We start from the raw sequence: 17463 nt of genomic DNA, 5'->3' as shown, positions 1-17463 counted from the left end.
ACAATGACTGATCAACCCGTCTTACTTGCGCTCACCGAGCTGAAGCCTCACCCAAACAATCCCCGCGTGGTCAAGCGTGATGACGTGATTGACGCCATTGCTAAACAGCTTCAGGCTGGCGGTTTCGATACTCGTCATGCGATCACAGTGCGTCCCGTGAATGGTCACTACCAGATCGTGAGCGGTCACAACAGAACGGAAGCGGCTGGTCTGGCTGGGTTTCAATCGATACCTGCATGGGTCAGAGATATGGATGATGAAGCCGCGTTTATGGAGTTGATTCTCTCGAACGCGCAAGGCGAGTTGTCACCGTTAGAACGTGGCATTCATGCACTTGGCGCGACAGAGAAAGGAAAGCACAACGGTCGCAGCATCTCGGCTTACGCGGAACAGGTCGGCAGGCCAGAGAAGTCAGTCAACAATGAGGTGCTGGCAGCTCGTGTCGCAAGTTCGCCATTGATGGCGAAGTTAGCTGAGTTGACGGATAAATGCACTCATCTGTCAACGATTCACGCTGCACCTGAAACATGCTGGCCACCGCTGGTGAAACGAATGATCGGAGAATCGTGGACAGTTGCGCAGACCTCTGAAGCTGTCGCCGCCGTCCGCAGCCTGAAGGCACCACGAGGCTACGAAAAGTTGTTCCCGCTGGCGACGCTTCAGACGATGCTGGCGGAAGGTGAAAACATCGACGAGATAACGACGAAGCTGATTCGCACCATCGAACGATGCCGCGCCGATCTGCGTGACGGCTTCGCAGGTAAAGACTACCTCGCACAGTTCGAGAGCTGGCTCGCTGAGCATGGGCCGTGGGATTCGGTCGCTGTCTACGCTCATCGTGAGGAGTTGCTCAGCGCTCAGACGAAGGCGCAACAGGAGGCAGAGCATAAGGCCAGCAAGTTGAAGCGAGCCGTCACTCTCGCCGAGTGGAACTCTCTGAGCAAGTCAGAGCAGAAGCTTCTGCTCAACACGCGCAACGATAAAGCGAAGTTGAATAAGCAGGACGGCACTTCGATAGAGTGGGCGCGGTGGAGTTGGAACCCGATTACCGGGTGTCTTCACAATTGCCCGTACTGTTATGCGCGAGACATCGCTGAACGCTTCTACACGCAGAAGTTTGAGCCGTCCATCGTGCCGACTGCGTTGTCTGCGCCTTTGAACGGAGTGCCACCGAAAGAAGCCGCAATCGATCTCGGTTGGAAAAACATCTTCACCTGCTCGATGGCAGACCTGTTCGGCAATTGGGTTCCGTCTGAGTGGATTGAGACTGTGTTCTCGATCATGCGTGAGACTCCTGAGTGGAACTTTCTGCTACTCACAAAGTTTCCGCAGCGACTTAAAGAGTTCACGTTTCCTGAGAACGCTTGGCCGGGAACGAGTATCGACTTGCAGGCTCGTGTACCAGCAGCCGAGAAAGCCATGCGCGAGGCCGATGCCACAGTGAAGTGGGTTTCGATAGAACCGTTCATCGAGCCGATAACGCTCGACTTCAGCATCTTTCAGTGGGTCGTGATCGGCGGTGCCAGCTCTTCGTCACAGACGCCAGAGTGGAAGCCGCCGCGTAAGTGGGTGCTCGACATGACGAGTCAGGCGATGACTGCTGGCTGTGCTGTCTATCACAAAGACAATTTGAATCTGGCGCGACTTCGAGATTATCCGGGCTTCGCAGAGTCTGAGCCAGCCGTAGCTCCATCCCCGTTCCACTACCTGAAAGCCAGAGTCGTAGAGGTAGCATCAACACAGCCATAACGAAGACGCGACGGAGGTGGACTGCGATGAAGACCGCAGAACAGATCATGGCAAGCCTGTTCGATGAGTTGAGACAGGATGCGCGATCACCAGAAAACTTGGAGCGACTCGTGACCATGCAGAGATGTTGGGACGTCGTGCGCGAGCGTCGTGAGCGGCTTCAGTTGAAGATCTTGATGTTGCAAGAGGAGTTGCGTGTCGAGGATGAGAAGTTCGCCATCGAGTTCGACGACTTGGCTTGACTGGGTAGCAACACGCAAGGAGCGCACTCAATGAAACGACAAGCGGAACCGTTTGAAGTGCAGATCGACAAGATGATCGACCTACTCTGCGAAGGTGACTTCACAGAGGAAGGCAAGGTCCGCGTCGCAGAACTGCGCGAGTCGTGGGCGAAGGCACGAGCGATGATCGTCGCCCAAGAGCTGAGAGAGATGATGCTGGCTGAAGCGAGGCGTCTCTATGCTGACAACGATGTCGACCGCACCTAGAGCCACTGAGCGTTGCCACTGCGTACGCCACGAGGAAAGCGATACGCACAGCTCGCAACGCTGGAGGGGGTAGCGTATAGACGAATCTCTACAGCCTCCGACCCGAGACCACGCGTAAGTCGTCCATACGATTTCGCAGGTTTTGAAGTTTTTTGTGAACATGCGGCAACCCTAACGACTTTTTACCAGAGGAGAAAACCATCATGGCCGACGAAACAGTGAGCATCGAACTAACCGACGAAATGAAAATTGAACTTGGCGACACACTCTCAAGCTTAATTACCGGCCAAGCGAAGTTGCAACGGCTCTTCGCACTCGCCGACGCCAAGATCGCGCAGCAGGACGTGACCATCGCAGAGCAAAACGTCAGGATTGCCGTGCTGACGAAGTTGGTCGAAAGCCACCAAGCGGAACTTGAGATTTTGAGAATGCGCCAGCAAGGCGGCGGCATCGTGCAATGAGAACAAACGTTCTGCGATGGAACCGGCTGAAGCGACGCGCCGCCGCTCTGAAGGTCGATGTTCAAACCCTCATCCGGCTCGACGCAGCACAGCAGCGCGAGACCTCACCAGCAACCGACGACGGGCAGCGGGACGATATTGTTCCTGCTGCTCCCGAAGTAAGTGCATAATGGCCTTAGACACTCCCGCTCGGATTCGAGCAGCGCAGCACGGCACTCGGGATTCCACCGGCACGGAGCAGGCTACGCAGGCAGCCATTGGCGCTTGCAAAAAACCGAACAGCCAGAGGCCAACGGCCCCTGATAGGAGTGTCTCCAAATGGAAATTGAAATGAAAAGTGTCCTCGACGGCATCAAAGGATCCGTCGAATCCATCGTCTCGCAGCAGAAAACATTGAGCGAGCAGCAGAAATCAATGAGCGCGCAGCAACGCCAGCAGCAGGTCCAGCTCGACGCCATCGACCTCAGCCTGACCCCCCGGATCGGCTCCGACTTCAGCAGTGAAGACCTTCTGCAAAAGGCTCTCGATGAGTCCGACGAGCTGAAGAGAGTTGTATCGAACGGCAAGGGTCGCGCCGTCATTCGCCTGGGCGACCTGAATCAGATCCCGATGCAGCGCAAACTTCTTACGACCGTCGGCATGACCGGCACGCCGGGAGTTCTCCAGCCGCAGCTCGTCGGCGGGATCGTGCCGATTGCGCAGCGGCGATTGTTCCTTCGTGACCTTCTCTATCGGGGCAACAAGACCACGACCAATCAGGTGTACTTCATCAAGGAAGCGACCTTCGTGAACGCCGCGAGTCCGCAAGCTGGTGAAGGTTCGCTGAAGGCTGAGACGACCGCCACCTACACGACCGTGAGTCTTCCAGTACAGACCCTCTCGCACTGGCTTGGAATGTCTCGTCAGGCGCTAGACGATGCTCCAGCACTTGCAGATTTTATTAAGGCGAAGCTTCTGTTTGGGCTACGTTATCGTGAGGAGTTGCAGATTTTGGCCGGGGACTCTACAGGCAACAACCTCTTCGGCCTTATTCCGCAGGCGGCAGTGTTCAACACCGGACTGCTCACCAGCTCATGGACTCGACTGGATATTTTGCGCCGTGCTCTGGAGCAGGTTGAACTCGCCGATGAGACTCCCGCTGGCTTCTTCTGTCTCAACCCTAGCGACGTGGCAAATATTGAACTCATTAAGTCCACACTAGGCGAGTACATCGTCGGTTCCCCGGGGGGCACCGCATCCGCGTTGACGCTCTGGGGCAAGCCAGTCATCAGCACAACGGCGATGGTAGCGGGAACCTTCCTTGCAGGTAGTAGTGAGTCGGCTGAGTTGATCGATCGTCTCGACGCTACAGTCGAATTGAGTTTCGAGGATCGCGACAACTTCGTGCGCAACGCCGTCACTCTGCTTTGCGAAGAAAGAACCGTGCTGTGCACCTACAGGCCGAATGCGTTTGTCACGGGTTCTCTAACATCGAGTCCGATTTCGTAAAGGAGAACCGATGGACACTCTCGACTTCTCTTGGCGCATCAAGGGCGGCGTATCTGACGAAGGCAGTTTTGTCGGCATCGCGTCTCCATATGGTGATCCGCCAGATTATCAAAATGACGTGGTCCAAAAAGGTGCCTTCGCTCAGTCGATCCGGCAGCAGCCGCCGCAGGGATATCCGTTACTTTGGTGCCACGATTCCCGATCACCCCTCGGAGTCGCTCATATTGAAGATAGCGGTCCTGGCCTTGCTGTGAAGGGGCAACTGTTCTTAGAAGTGGAGGCTGCTAGGGACGCTCTGGTTCTAATTAAGGGCGGCGCTTGTCGTGGCATTTCAATCGGCTTCCTTCAACCCAAGGGCGACAAGGTTGAATATCGCAACGACGGAGTGAGGGTGCTCAAGGAAGTTCACCTGTTAGAGCTATCCTGTGTCCCGGTGCCCGCCGCGCCGAGAGCACAGATCACTTCCATTAAGACACTCGGCGACGTGCAGCATGTATTGAGGACCATCCATGATGCGACGGAACCGGAAGTGGCCTCAGCCTTACACGGTATCGATATCGAGTTGAAACGGCTTCTGAAGAAAGACGCCGATTGCGCTTGCTCTTGCGATGATTGCGTCGCTGGCAACTGCGAAGACTGCTCCGATGAGTGCGCCGAGTGTGTCGACTGCGAAGGATGTGTCGCGGCGAGATCCGACGCCGCCGACCTGAATGATTTAAAAACTTTCGCGATGGAGTTGAAAAAGCTAGTCGTCGTCTAGGGTGAGCCGATGCGTCTACCGTCACGCTCTTGTTCCACCGGATGCGGTCGCGTCGCTGTGAGTGGCTCGCGTTGCAGTCAGTGTCAGACGGAGCGCAAGCAACGACCGGAGAGACAGTCAGCGCATCGTCGTGGTTACGACAAGGTTCACAACAGTCTTCGCGTTCAGTGCTTTCAGCGTGACGGCTGGCGCTGCGTCGACTGTGGCTGGGAGCCAGCAATCGTGAAGGACAGTCGCGAGTACGGTCTCGACGAACCACCGGTCGCCGTTATCCTCGATGAGCTGCGGCGCAACCATCAACGCGGAGAGACGCACCTGCACGGCGACCACGACGCTCCGATTGAAGAGCGGCCTGATCTGAGACACGACCTCGACAACTATCGAACCCGCTGCAATCGATGTCACTCGAAGAAAACGATGCGCGAAAACCTACATTGAAAAGCTGAGCGTCTAGGCGCATACTCACGGCGAGAGTGAGAGTGCGAGAGGGCAGAGCGGTTTACGGACTGACACCGTAGGCCGCTTTTCTATGTTTGCGACCTGATCGCCCTGTCTGCAACCTCGCCAACCACAGTCGTTATGGTTTAATGGCTCGAATGAGTGACACACACTGCACGACAGAAGCTTACTTTCAGACCTCCGACCACGAAGATGGCACGTTTTCGATATGGGCCCACGATCCCACGGGAAAAAAACTAAGCCTCGGAAACTGCCACAACATTTTGTTGATGCTCGATCTTCATCCTTCGACATCCGTCGCCGATGCTGATGCGCTATCCACTCTGCTGCGCAAACACGTAAAGTCAATTCGGCTTCAGTCGATGTAAATCACCTCGATAAACTGCAATAATCGCCTCGCTCGACAATTGCTACCGTTTGAATTATCAAAGCAGCTATCACTGAGGTTTCGGAGTCAGTATAGGTATCCACTTATTGCCTTTAAATTCTGGATCGAACTGTCCGAATTTGGGTAGGGGCTGGTCGTCTGCGAAAGCCCTGCCATCGTGCTCTGAAAGAGACGTAATGATCTCTTTGTCGCTGCCATCCGGGAAATAAGATACGCTGACGGGTTTTTGTTTTAGGGTGTCTGGCGGATCTCCCCACCGAAAAATTATGAGATTGTGAATGATGTTGTATGTGTCTGGTAACTGAAGGAATATATTCCACTGCAACTGCACTGTCCCGGGAATCGGGGCACTCGGAAGCAGTAAGTACACGAGGGTCAGACCCTTACCCTCCGCAGGAGGCAAAACAACCGACTTCGTTTTAATGAATTGATCGAAATAGAAAAGCTCGGTCGTATGAGAGCTGAAAATCTGCTTCGCAAATTCCTCGGAGTTAGAAAGAACCTTCTGTTGAGCGGCGATCGCTTCAGTGGCATTACTCAGTTGGGTGCGCATTGTCTGGAACTCAGGCTGTAGTTGTTCCGCCGCGGCCAACTCCGCTCGCGAGCTTGCAACCTCCTTCTTGACTGCGAGAGCTTCACTAGCAAGCTCCGATTTTGTGTGAGTTGCAGTCGCTTGTAATTCACCGGACAGCTGCGACGCATTTTGCGCAGCGCTCTGGCTCGCCTCGGTTGCATTTTTCGACGTCCTTCTTATCTCACTAATCGACTCTGTCGAGGTAGCGCTGATCTGTTTGCTTGCTGTGCTTGCGCTGTCTGCTACGGATTCTTTTGCTTTCTCTACGCCGGAGCGCCAATCAGAAACTTGCCAGAAAATTCCACCGCCCACAATGGCGAGGAGCACCGCGGCTATGCCTCCAGCAATTTTGACCCATCCCCACGCGCGTTCGAACACCTTGATTGCGCTCTCAGTTTCGAGGATGTCGCGGTCACGAACCACCTTGGCGACCTCCACACCGACAGTTCCGGCGATAAATTCCTTCAATCCCAGCGGCGAACCGCAATGGCCGCAATAAGTCTGAGTGAGGGCGTTAGAGCACCCACACTGAAAGCAAGTCTTTCCTGAGTCGTCCGTGCTAGGTAGATTTGTCACGTGGCGGAATCTTACCAAATCCCTGAAAGCGAAGAAGTTCAGTAGATTTCTTTATGTTGTTGGGGACCCTCATCGACGAAGGCTCAGGGATGCTCGCCAACTCGTCTGGCAGCGTCTAGGTGCTCTCGCCGAGCTTCCCGACGTGGGAATGAGTCGCGAGAGCGTCCTGAGAGCACACACCGGGCTACAGTTGGGGCTACAGTCACGACGGAACAGAAGGAGAAAACGGAAAATCTGCACGAGCTGAAGGCGCTAATTAACCTTACGACGCGCAACGTGCAAATCTCTATGAATGAGTGATTTGCAGCATATGTGACACAAAAAAAAGAACTAGCAACCGAAGTCGCTAGTTCATCGTTTTTTCGCTCAGTAGCAAACTTAAAATCCGCAGACCCTTATCAGGTCGTGGGGGTTCAAGTCCCCCTCCGGGCACCACTAAATATTTTGTTCTAAATGGGTTTCAACTGAATTTGAACGTCCGGGCAGGAGAATGAAACGCTGAAGCTCATGACCTAGCCATTCGCTTCTCGGGTAAGGATCAGGCTCTACATTGCCGTATATCAGGGTAGTAGCGGGAACATCGGAGAGACGTATCGGATCGCGTTGGACCGTGATGTTTGCACCCGGCTCATTCGAGCAGGACATTGTCCTGCTATAGCAAACTATGCAAGTAAGTGGATCGTTCGAGAAGAAGATCAGTGGTAATATCTCTCCCAGAAAAGTTATTTCCCACCTGCGTGATGACTATGCGGTCAGTCTATGTTGCTGAATCTTGTAGAGCAGTGTGCGGTAGCTGATATTCAGGTTCACTGCAGCTCTTCTCCGATTCCATCCCGACGCTGACAACGCTTCCTGGAGAATCCGGATCTCTGTCTCATTTTTGACTTCATTTACTGCGCCTTTCATGCCCAAAGAAGCAGGCGGTCTGTTTATCGCAACCTCCACATGAGTGTCTTCTATAGAAGCGGGTACTTTGGACCGAGTCTTGGTCCGTAAATCATTGTAGGCAGATTCCTCGTCTCGCAAAATGAGAGTGCGAGTGACGAAGTTGCGTAGCTCACGAAGATTCCCTGGCCAGTGATATTCCTGGGCAGCTTCAATGATTCGATCGGAAACTATGAACGGCTGCCCGAATTCCGTTGCCCCTCTGTTAAACATCTCTTTCATAAGGAGAGGAATTTCTTCGCGGCGTTCACGGAGTGACGGAACGGTTATAGTTAGGGTATTGAGGCGGTAGTAAAGATCTTCGCGAAAGCGTTTCTCGGCGATTGCGCTCGGCATATCGATATTGGTGGCTGCGAGGACGCGGACATCTACCCGAGAGGAAGCGCGCGCTCCTAAGCGGCAAAACGACCCGTCCTGTAGGACATGAAGTAATTTGGCTTGCATTTGCGGGCTCATTTCGCCGATTTCGTCCAAGAGTAGAGTTCCCTTGTTCGCCAGTTCGAACATGCCTGGCTTGGACTTTGTTGCGCCCGTAAAGGCGCCGGCTTCATAACCGAAAAGTTCACTTTCCAATAACTCGGAGGGGAGCGCAGCGCAGTTGATATTGAGCAGTTTCTTTTCTGAGTTCGCATGGTACTTATGCAGCAGCATAGCGACGATTTCTTTGCCGACCCCACTTTCACCAAGAATGAGTACGGGAATGTCGACCGGTGCAAGCACCCGGACGTCAGAGTAAAGCTGCATCATGATTGGCGACGCCGCTAAGAAGAACCGATTGTTGTCCAGTTCTTCCATATGGTATTTGGCAGCCTTCCCGAAGCTACTGATCAGGGAACTGGTTGGCACTGCCGGTTCGCTATGGGATCGGACAACTAGCTTTGCGAGGTCATGCCTCATGAGAGGCATGTTTATTACAGTGCGTATGTTCCATTTTGTGGCATAGCTTGTCCACGAAGTGTCTCCCACCTCGGATAGTATGCCGAGCCTCTCGCTGTCGACGTTTTGCAGAAGCATCGGAGCAAAGAGGCTGTCTTTTGGGTCATTCTTCGCCGCGTGAATCAGGAGGAAATTCGCAACCAATCCTCTGTCCAAGAGGTGGAGCGCCTCCAAAGGAGAGCTCACACAGGTAGCCTTATACCCCTCAGATTCAAGCGAACTGTGAATCCGGTGACAAACGCCATCGTCTTTACTAATTGCTAAAATGTTCACGGTATCGATCATGAGAAACCTCAACGCAGAATGGAAATCAGTAGGCAGGCCCAGAACTGGCCGAGAAATGGACTGTGAGGATATGACAGCCAGTATCCGCTCTTCCATATGCACGGCGAGCAAAGCAAATCCTTTAGAGTACCGAGGGAACCATTTGCAGAATCTACATTTCGCGGACAAGGCCATTTGGCGATTGACAGTTCAACTAGTGAAAAATATTGCAATAAAATGGTAGTAAATTATCTCGCTTCTTCCTGGCTGTAATTCCCGGGTGGTTACCTGACTTGATCAGAGATCAAGCTCAAATTCCAACCCAAGGCTCCTGAAGTGCCCAGAATTTATCGGTATCCCACCATACTGTCAAACAAAAAAATAGGAACGAAATTTCACACTTCTTTGCATTACGGGTGTCGGTTGGCCTAAGCTGTTGAGGCTAAACAGATAGCTATGTAGTGTACAGTCAATAATTTGCATACAGCGGGATGAGAATGACAGAAATTTATCAAAAAACGGCAAAAAGCAAGCTGGTTACAGCTTGCTCTTAGGTAACCATTAGGATTATTAGTCCGAAGATTGAACAGATGGATCTCACCTGATTTCGGCCCATGTGAAAATGGATGTTGACCCGAGCCCTCGAGAATATTTAGGCTTGGGCAGTAAAAATCTCCGGTCCGCCCTTCATGGATGGCTCGCTCGGAATCCATTTTCGAATTGCTTTGATCAAAGTGAGAAAAACGCCATCGCTTCTTCAGTTGACGTCGCAATCATCGGTGCCGGTATCGTCGGCTTGGCGACAGGGCTTGAACTCACCAGTCGGTTTCCCGGCATTACCTTGGCCGTTCTTGAAAAAGAACCTATAGTTGCGGGTCATCAAACAAGTCACAACAGTGGAGTCATCCACTCTGGAATTTACTACAAGCCAGGAAGCCTGAAGGCAAAGCTGTGTGTGGAGGGTGGGGAAGCGCTTCAGCGCTTTTGCCAGGAAAACGCAGTTCCATACGAGATATGTGGCAAAGTGATTGTTGCTACCACAGAAAGCGAACTGCCGCGGCTTGATGAACTGTACAGGCGTGGTAGCGAAAATGGTTTAAAGGGCCTCCGGATGCTGACCGCAAGCGAGATTATTGAATTTGAACCGTACGCTGCGGGGGTTCGCGGGATTCATGTGCCGACCACCGGCATAGTCGACTATGCCAAAGTGGCTGAGAAGTATGGAGAGTTGATTACGTCCCGTGGCGGTGAGATTCATCTATCACACGAAGTTACTGCTCTAAAACGTTTATCTGGTATTTCAGTAATTGAGACCACACAGGGTGTAATCGAGGCAAAACTGGTAATAAATTGCGCAGGTCTCCAAAGTGATCGTGTCAGTCGCATGGTTCAAGCGAAGCTCGATCTGACGATTGTCCCATTTCGTGGCGAATATTATGAGATGACCCCTGATAAGCATCACTTTCTTAGGGGACTGCTCTATCCTGTGCCAGATCCTAGGTTTCCGTTCCTCGGGGTGCACTTCACCAGACGCATCGGAGGAGGGATCGAAGCGGGCCCCAATGCTGTATTGGCGATGAAACGTGAAGGTTACTTGAAGACTTCATTTGATCTCACTGATGTGTCTGAATACGCCAGATTTGGAGGTTTCTGGATCATGGTTGCAAATCACTGGAGAACCTCTTTAGGGGAGTACCGCCGTTCTTGGAGCAAAGCCGCCTTTGTACGGTCGCTACAACGGTTGATGCCTAAACTCGAGGAGGCGGACTTGCATGTGGGGCCGTCAGGTGTTAGGGCCCAGGCACTGAGTAGCAGCGGAAAACTCATCGATGATTTTTATTTTGCTGACACGGATGGCATGGTTCACGTGTGCAATGTCCCGTCGCCGGCGGCTACAGCGTCACTCGCAATAGGCAAGTACATCGTGGACAGAGTTGTCCGGCATCACGGAACTAACTTGAGCACTCCGCAGCGATCTCTGAACATCTGAATCTGGCCGACTACTAGTACCCAAGGCTTTGTGAAGGTGCTCGTTTTGGTGCAACTCAGATCTCGTTCTTCCCTTGGTCGTTAACTTTGTCATAAGCATGGCCAGTTTCCCAAAGCCAAAAAGTCAGCCCACTAATAGTCAATTGGTTTACTGCGCGCCCCTTTTGGAGTTGAGAAAATGAGTAGCCTGCTGGTGGCCAGATCAAATACAGAGCAACCCACTTCGTCCAATAATGCCCCTCCCAGATCGGATAGCCCGTGGACTCAGTAGCGATCACTGGAGCGGCCTTCACGATGGTTGGTGAAAGTTTCCCAGTTACGCTCGATCCTAATCAGACACTTGCGTCGCAATTGCAGTCAGATCCAACCGCTGCTGGAGCTGTAACTGGGCAACTTGCGATCATTACCAATTCGTTGAATGTCAGCACCGCTAAGGCGGCGCCGACCGCTACGGGTACTTCGGTCGGGCATGAGTCGATCTGAGCTACTACCTTTAGCTATTTGGTTATAAACGCTTTGTAGAAGATTTTTCGCCAAGGACCTGACAAATTTCTAGACGTCCGCTGCGAATCTTCGTAGTTGTACAAGCTTTTTGGCTATTAGGCCGATGCTGAATTCTCCGCGCCTTCCAGTCGCAGAACACGCCCTGCGTCACCAGAAAATACACTTTGCCTCGACGGATGTGACAGGGTTGTGCACAAAAAAGCAGTCCTCTGCACACTTCGAATGACAACTCGTCGGGAGTGACCGTTTAGATGAACAGGTCTCCGATCCAAAGCGTGGAGAATTCGAGCAAAGCCGCGATCTTGTTCGTCTACCTTCCGCTGAACCCTCCTGAGGTTGATAAACAAGTAGCGCAGGTCGATTCATGATCGACTATGTGACTGTGTAACTAATTTGGCTATTCGGCCAGAAGACTATCCCTCTTACTTATTGCTATCTATCTACTTGCGGCCATTCCGAAAATGCAATGATCGGGTCGCGCTCGCATGAAAATAAGGTTTCCAAAACAACGGAGAGCCAGCAACTGTCGCCCGATGTCATCGCCAAATCTTGCAGCGATTGCAGGCTGGATTAATGGGTATCAATGACTCTAACGTGCAGGGTCGTGTCAAATATTGCTCAAAAACTGTAAGAAATGTGCAGGATAGTGCGCACCCTACAGCGACTCGCCTAAAGGTTAGTAGCTAAATGCAATTCGGCACACAACGTGCACGGAAGGATGAGACTTTCTCGAGTTGCGTCAGAGCCGGCCACGCTCTGAGTCATGTGCGAGCGAAGAGGTTTGTCTAAAAACGATTCGTTAGGTTAGCGATGTGCGGAATGGGTAATAGGCTTGAAAAGCAATGCGAATGATTGAGTTTTCCAGAATGAAAACATCCGCCCAGGGGCGCTCGCCAAAGGTGTTTCTCGCTCAGGCACACAGTAGAGGAATCTATAAGTCGAATTCTGGTGGCAAGCCCCCAGGTAAGTGAGGCATTCATGTTCAACTCATTGCGGTCACTGTTAAGAAACGCCAAGGCAATACGCCTCGGAATGATATTATGTGCCTTCTTCGGCGTGGTGGGAAATGCACACTCGCAATGCACTAATCCAGCGAATGCAATCGTGGCCGAGAACTGCTTGACAGGAAATCCTGCAAGTGAATGGGACACAGGCCCCGGATCGGCCGGAGACCTGACGATTCAGGGTTTCGCCACCGATATAAGTGTCAATCAGGGATCCACGGTCTCCTTTAAGATAAACACTCCTGCCCGGGCGTATACGATAGATATTTACCGGATTGGTTACTACGGCGGTCTGGGCGCACGTAAGGTCGCTTCGATTACGCCGTCCACGACTCTGCCACAGACTCAGCCAGCTTGCTTGACCGATGCAAACACGGGTCTAACGGACTGCGGTAACTGGGCAGTATCCGCGTCGTGGCAGGTGCCTGCAACTGCCACTTCGGGCGTCTACTTTGCGCACCTCACTCGTACCGATACAGGCGGAGATAGCCATATAGTCTTCGTTGTGCGAAATGATTCGAGTCATTCAGCGATCCTGTATCAAACTTCCGACGAAACATGGCAGGCTTACAACTACTACGGCTCAGGCAGTCTCTATGGTGCGGCGGCACCGCAGTTTGATCTTACGAGTCGTGTCTTCAAAGTAAGCTATAACCGTCCATTTTTGACCAGGGGCTTCCAACAGGAGTCGGACACTTGGTTGTTCGGTCCCGAGTTTCCAATGATTCAATGGCTTGAGCAGAACGGGTACGACGTGACGTATTTCACTGCTGTGGACGGTGCGCGAAGTGGATCGCTTATCAAAAACCACAAGATTTGGATGGACTCCGGGCACGACGAGTACTGGTCCGCGGCTCGCCGCGCGAACGTCCAAGCTGCCCGGGATGCCGGTGTAAGTCTTGCTTTCTTCACGGGTAATGGAATGTTTTGGAAGACGCGCTGGGAAAATAGTATAGACGGCACGAATACTCCCAATCGAACTTTGGTCTGTTACAAGGAGACGCTCGCGTTCGCAAAGATAGATCCAAGCGATCCACCGACTTCGACAGGCACATGGAGAGATCCGACGTTTGGTCCACCTTCAGACGGGTACGAGCCAGAAAACGCTGTTACTGGAACTCTGTTCATGGTCAACGGCACTGGGGTAGATAACGAAGGCAATCTCACAATGAAGGTGCCTTCTGCCGACGGAAAGATGCGCTTCTGGCGTAATACAGCCGTTGCGAGCCTTGCTTCAAATGCAACTTATACTCTCCCAACTGGATCTCTCGGCTATGAATGGGATGAGGATGTAGACAACGGGTTTCGGCCCGCGGGCGCATTTCATCTTTCTACTTCGACCTACACGCTGACCACAGATCTTTTGTTGGATTACGGCGCAACCTATGGCGCCGGATCGGCAACGCACCACATGATGCTATATCGAGCTCCCAGCGGTTCTCTCGTTTTTAACTCTGGAACAATCAATTGGTCCTGGGGACTCAATAGCAACCATGATAATGCGTTTAATTACCAAAATCCGAACCCTGATCCGAATATGCAACAGGCTACGGTAAACCTGTTTGCGGATATGGGAGTTCAACCTACGACTTTGCAGCCCGGGATCGGTCCAGCCACCGCTTCAACCGACACGACCCCTCCCACATCTACGATCACTTTTCCGACGGCTGGTTCGACGATCAATACAGGCAGCAGCGTTACGGTAACCGGAACGGCAAGCGACTCCGGAGGAGTTGTAGCGGGCGTTGAGTTTTCGTCGGATGGCGGTACTACTTGGCATCCAGCCACGGGCCGGGGTACCTGGAGCTACACGTGGACCCCGTCCGTTATAGGCTCATCGACGACGCTCCTAAGCCGTGCCGTTGACGACAGTGCAAACCTGGAGATACCTAGTAACGGAATCACAGTCAATGTTCAGCCTCAGACATGTCCTTGCGACATCTGGAGTTCCCCGAGCACTCCAACGACTGCCGACAGCGGAGATTCTAACGCAGTGGAAGTGGGTGTCAAATTTCGTGCGGACAGCAACGGTTCGATTATCGGTGTCCGGTTTTATAAGGCAGCGAAGAACACAGGAAACCATATCGGACACATCTGGTCCAGCTCAGGCACATTGCTGGGGACAGCTACCTTTACCGGAGAGGGAGCTTCTGGCTGGCAGCAGGCTAACTTCGCTTCCCCCATTCCAGTAACGGCGAATACAACCTACGTTGTTTCCTACTATGCTCCTGCAGGACACTATTCGGCGGACTCTTATTTCTTCGCACAGACAGGCATCGACAATCCTCCACTCCACGCTTTGGAGAGTGGAGTCGACGGTCAAAATGGGGTCTATTTCTACCCTCCCTCTGGAACACCAGGAGGATTCCCGACGTCCAGTTTTAACTCGACTAACTATTGGGTCGACGTTGTTTTCACCTCGTCGAGTACTTACAGCATAAGCGGGACAATCGGCGGCTCCAGCGGCGCAGGAGCCTCGGTCAACCTAACCGGCACCGAAACGATCGGTACAACGGCAGATCTGTCCGGCAACTATAGTTTTAGTAACGTGGTCAACGGGACTTATACGGTCTCTGTGAGCAGAACAGGTGTCACTTTTACTCCGACTAGTCGACCGGTCACAGTCAACAACGCTGTTGTTACTGGTGTGAACTTTACAGCCACACCAACCAATCCATTAATTATCTCTGGAACGATTACCGGAGGCGCTGGTGCGATAGTAACTCTCGGGGGAGCTGCTTCAGCAACAACCACGGCCGATTCGTCAGGGAACTATTCCTTCGGTGGCCTATTGAGTGGGACATATAGTGTCACACCTATTGAACTCGGTTTTATCTTTAGTCCAAACTCACAGTCAGTTACGCTATCGGGGACGAGTGTAACCAGCGCGAACTTTACGGCACAGTTGTGCAATTGCAGTTCGATCTGGCAGCCTTCGGTAGCGCCTGGCCTGATAGATAGCAATGACACAACTCCAGTCGAACTGGGTGTTAAGTTTAGAGCTGATGCAGCCGGCTCGATTATTGCTTTAAGATTCTACAAGGCAAGCACAAATGGTGGTACTCACATAGGGCACCTGTGGAGCAGTTCTGGTGCTCTGTTGGCTAGTGCGACGTTCAGCAATGAAACCGGCTCGGGTTGGCAGCAAGTAGCTTTCTCAACGCCTGTCCAAATATCGGCAAATACCACTTATATTGCGTCTTATTACGCCCCCTCCGGACACTACTCCGCGGATACGAACTATTTTGCAACTGCGGGGACTGATAGTCCGCCGCTTCACGCGCTGGTCAATGGTGCTGACGGGCCAAATGGGGTCTATCTCTACACCTCCAGCCAAAGCGGTGGTTTTCCGAACAGTACTTATTCTTCAACCAACTACTGGGTAGATGTTGTATACGCAGCCGCTCAGGCTGTCAGCGTCAGCATCAGCGGAACCATTGCCAATGGTGCGGGGGCGACCGTCACGCTGAATGGGGCAATCAACGCAGTCACGACGGCGGACGCTTCTGGAAACTATACCCTCAACGGAATAGCTGCAGGCTCCTACACAATTACTCCAAGCCTTACTAACGCAGTCTTCGTCCCAGGCAATCAAAACGTGACGATAGCTTCGTCCAGTGTAACGGGCGTCAACTTTGCTGTACCGCTGAACTGCCCTTGCAATACGATCTGGCAGCCGTCAACGTTGCCAGGCACTATCGATTCAGGCGATGCACAGTCTTATGAACTTGGCGTGAAGTTCCGGACGGATTTGGACGGATATGTGCTTGGTGTTCGCTTCTACAAGGGCGCCGCTAACACCGGCACCCATGTAGGAAATCTATGGGCTAACGCAGGCACTGGCAATCCTCTTTCCACGGCTACGTTCGTGAATGAGAGTGCCTCCGGATGGCAGCAGGTAATGTTCGCGAATCCGGTACCGGTTAGCGCGAGTACGACGTACATCGCCTCCTACTTTGCGCCAGTTGGACACTACTCGGATGACAATTCGTTTTTTGTGAGTGCGGGGATCGATAGCCCACCTCTGCATGCGCTGGCTGCTGGAGTGGATGGACAGAATGGCGTCTACACGCAGTCGTCCACCAGCGTGTTTCCGAGTAGTAGTTATAATGCCACTAACTATTGGGTCGATGTGATCTATGACAGCACGACAACGCACAGTATCGGGGGTGTAATCACGGGCGCTGCTGCCGCGGGATCGACTATCGCTTTAAGTGGCGCGAAGACGGCAACCACGACTTCGGACTCATTTGGGAACTATAGCTTCAGTGGACTCACCGACGGAAGCTATACGGTTACGCCTAGCAGATCAGGATTTGTCTTCAATCCCGGAAGTCTGCCGGTTATACTCAACGGAGCGCACAATCTTTCCATCAACTTTGCTGCCAATTCGGTGCAGACGTTTACGATCAGTGGCAAGATTAGTGGCACTGGCGGCAATGGAGCGACGGTTAGCCTTACAGGTGCGGCGACGGCTACGACTACTGCGAGTGCCTCAGGGGTCTATAGTTTCACTGTCACGAACGGATCGTATACCGTTACACCGAGCAAGACTGGTTTTGCCTTCTCGCCAGCAACCCAACCCGTGACAGTCAGCGGTGCGAACATCACTGCAAACTTCAGTTCCGCGCAAACCTTTACGATCTCCGGCACGATCACCGGAGCAGGCGGGTCCGGAGCAACTGTAAAACTAACCGGAGCAGCGACAGCTACCGTAACAGCCAACGCCTCCGGAGTTTATACCTTTACTGGAGTCAAAGCAGGGTCATATACCGTCACTCCTACTAAATCCGGTCATGTGTATACTCCACCGAGTAAACCGGCCACGGTCACATCGGCGAATGTGACTGGGCTGAATTTCACTTCAAGATGAGGGTG

At 52.7% G+C, this 17463-nt stretch carries 15 protein-coding genes; 12 read left to right on the top strand and 3 right to left on the bottom strand.

Annotated features, from left to right (window positions below):
* The first annotated feature begins 3 nt into the window (after positions 1-3).
* The 7 genes from HDF14_RS17110 to HDF14_RS17080 all read left to right on the top strand — a co-directional run bounded on the left by HDF14_RS17110 (position 4) and on the right by HDF14_RS17080 (position 4946).
* Positions 4-1749 carry a DUF5131 family protein gene (locus HDF14_RS17110; protein ID WP_183978985.1) on the top strand — a complete coding sequence of 582 codons (1746 nt, stop codon included), beginning with the start codon at positions 4-6 and terminating at the stop codon, positions 1747-1749.
* A 26-nt stretch (positions 1750-1775) separates the two neighbouring features.
* A complete protein-coding gene (locus tag HDF14_RS17105; RefSeq protein WP_183978983.1) occupies positions 1776-1991 on the top strand; it encodes a hypothetical protein in 216 nt (71 codons plus the stop codon).
* Positions 1992-2021: 30 nt separating this feature from the next.
* On the top strand, positions 2022-2237 hold the full coding sequence (locus HDF14_RS17100) for a hypothetical protein (RefSeq protein ID WP_183978981.1): 216 nt from the start codon (positions 2022-2024) through the stop codon (positions 2235-2237).
* 203 nt (positions 2238-2440) lie between these two features.
* The gene (locus HDF14_RS17095; protein WP_183978979.1) at positions 2441-2698 is read left to right on the top strand and encodes a hypothetical protein; all 258 of its coding nucleotides are present in this window, start codon (positions 2441-2443) and stop codon (positions 2696-2698) included.
* Positions 2695-2868 (top strand): hypothetical protein, encoded by a 174-nt coding sequence (locus HDF14_RS17090; protein ID WP_183978977.1) that lies wholly within the window; start codon positions 2695-2697, stop codon positions 2866-2868. Before HDF14_RS17095 ends, HDF14_RS17090 begins: the two co-directional genes overlap by 4 nt.
* Positions 2869-3016: 148 nt before the next feature.
* Complete coding sequence (locus tag HDF14_RS17085; RefSeq protein WP_183978975.1) at positions 3017-4186, top strand: phage major capsid protein; 1170 nt, start codon at positions 3017-3019, stop codon at positions 4184-4186.
* Positions 4187-4196: 10 nt separating this feature from the next.
* A complete protein-coding gene (locus HDF14_RS17080; protein WP_183978973.1) occupies positions 4197-4946 on the top strand; it encodes an HK97 family phage prohead protease in 750 nt (249 codons plus the stop codon).
* A 117-nt stretch (positions 4947-5063) separates the two neighbouring features.
* Here the strand turns inward: HDF14_RS17080 and HDF14_RS26740 are convergent, their stop codons facing one another.
* Positions 5064-5312, bottom strand: coding sequence for a hypothetical protein (locus HDF14_RS26740; protein WP_260698344.1), 249 nt, complete (start codon positions 5310-5312; stop codon positions 5064-5066).
* Here HDF14_RS26740 and HDF14_RS27625 point away from each other — a divergent pair.
* Together HDF14_RS27625 and HDF14_RS17070 are read left to right on the top strand one after the other, a co-directional pair.
* On the top strand, positions 5262-5384 hold the full coding sequence (locus HDF14_RS27625; protein WP_406707237.1) for an HNH endonuclease: 123 nt from the start codon (positions 5262-5264) through the stop codon (positions 5382-5384). The genes HDF14_RS26740 and HDF14_RS27625 overlap by 51 nt on opposite strands.
* Positions 5385-5542: 158 nt before the next feature.
* A complete protein-coding gene (locus HDF14_RS17070; protein WP_183978962.1) occupies positions 5543-5773 on the top strand; it encodes a hypothetical protein in 231 nt (76 codons plus the stop codon).
* A 69-nt stretch (positions 5774-5842) separates the two neighbouring features.
* On the opposite strand, the gene HDF14_RS17065 is transcribed toward HDF14_RS17070, so the two are convergent.
* Together HDF14_RS17065 and HDF14_RS17060 are read right to left on the bottom strand one after the other, a co-directional pair.
* Positions 5843-6835 (bottom strand): hypothetical protein, encoded by a 993-nt coding sequence (locus HDF14_RS17065; protein ID WP_183978960.1) that lies wholly within the window; start codon positions 6833-6835, stop codon positions 5843-5845.
* An 852-nt stretch (positions 6836-7687) separates the two neighbouring features.
* A complete protein-coding gene (locus HDF14_RS17060) occupies positions 7688-9109 on the bottom strand; it encodes a sigma-54 interaction domain-containing protein (RefSeq protein WP_183978959.1) in 1422 nt (473 codons plus the stop codon).
* Positions 9110-9746: 637 nt separating this feature from the next.
* Between HDF14_RS17060 and lhgO the strand changes: the two genes are divergently transcribed.
* From lhgO to HDF14_RS17045, 3 genes are all read left to right on the top strand, one after another.
* Positions 9747-11078 carry an L-2-hydroxyglutarate oxidase gene (lhgO, locus tag HDF14_RS17055; RefSeq protein WP_260698343.1) on the top strand — a complete coding sequence of 444 codons (1332 nt, stop codon included), beginning with the start codon at positions 9747-9749 and terminating at the stop codon, positions 11076-11078.
* 257 nt (positions 11079-11335) lie between these two features.
* Complete coding sequence (locus HDF14_RS17050; RefSeq protein WP_183978955.1) at positions 11336-11560, top strand: hypothetical protein; 225 nt, start codon at positions 11336-11338, stop codon at positions 11558-11560.
* 1140 nt (positions 11561-12700) lie between these two features.
* The gene (locus tag HDF14_RS17045; protein ID WP_183978953.1) at positions 12701-17458 is read left to right on the top strand and encodes a DUF4082 domain-containing protein; all 4758 of its coding nucleotides are present in this window, start codon (positions 12701-12703) and stop codon (positions 17456-17458) included.
* Positions 17459-17463: the final 5 nt, after the last annotated feature.

Origin of the sequence: Tunturiibacter gelidiferens (genome assembly GCF_014201335.1) — a bacterium.
Taxonomy (GTDB): Bacteria; Acidobacteriota; Terriglobia; order Terriglobales; family Acidobacteriaceae; genus Edaphobacter; species Edaphobacter lichenicola_E.
The sequence above is the reverse complement of the archived record's forward strand: the minus strand, read 5'-3'. Positions and strand labels throughout refer to the sequence as shown.

What these genes read in the sequence shown, in the direction of transcription:
- HDF14_RS17085 (WP_183978975.1), top strand. Translation starts at nt 3,017, where the DNA reads ATGGAAATTGAAATGAAAAGTGTCCTCGACGGCATCAAAGGATCCGTC.
- HDF14_RS17095 (WP_183978979.1), top strand. Translation starts at nt 2,441, where the DNA reads ATGGCCGACGAAACAGTGAGCATCGAACTAACCGACGAAATGAAAATT.
- HDF14_RS17080 (WP_183978973.1), top strand. Translation starts at nt 4,197, where the DNA reads ATGGACACTCTCGACTTCTCTTGGCGCATCAAGGGCGGCGTATCTGAC.
- HDF14_RS17070 (WP_183978962.1), top strand. Translation starts at nt 5,543, where the DNA reads ATGAGTGACACACACTGCACGACAGAAGCTTACTTTCAGACCTCCGAC.
- HDF14_RS17060 (WP_183978959.1), bottom strand. Translation starts at nt 9,109, where the DNA reads ATGATCGATACCGTGAACATTTTAGCAATTAGTAAAGACGATGGCGTT.
- HDF14_RS17090 (WP_183978977.1), top strand. Translation starts at nt 2,695, where the DNA reads ATGAGAACAAACGTTCTGCGATGGAACCGGCTGAAGCGACGCGCCGCC.
- HDF14_RS17110 (WP_183978985.1), top strand. Translation starts at nt 4, where the DNA reads ATGACTGATCAACCCGTCTTACTTGCGCTCACCGAGCTGAAGCCTCAC.
- HDF14_RS17105 (WP_183978983.1), top strand. Translation starts at nt 1,776, where the DNA reads ATGAAGACCGCAGAACAGATCATGGCAAGCCTGTTCGATGAGTTGAGA.
- HDF14_RS17100 (WP_183978981.1), top strand. Translation starts at nt 2,022, where the DNA reads ATGAAACGACAAGCGGAACCGTTTGAAGTGCAGATCGACAAGATGATC.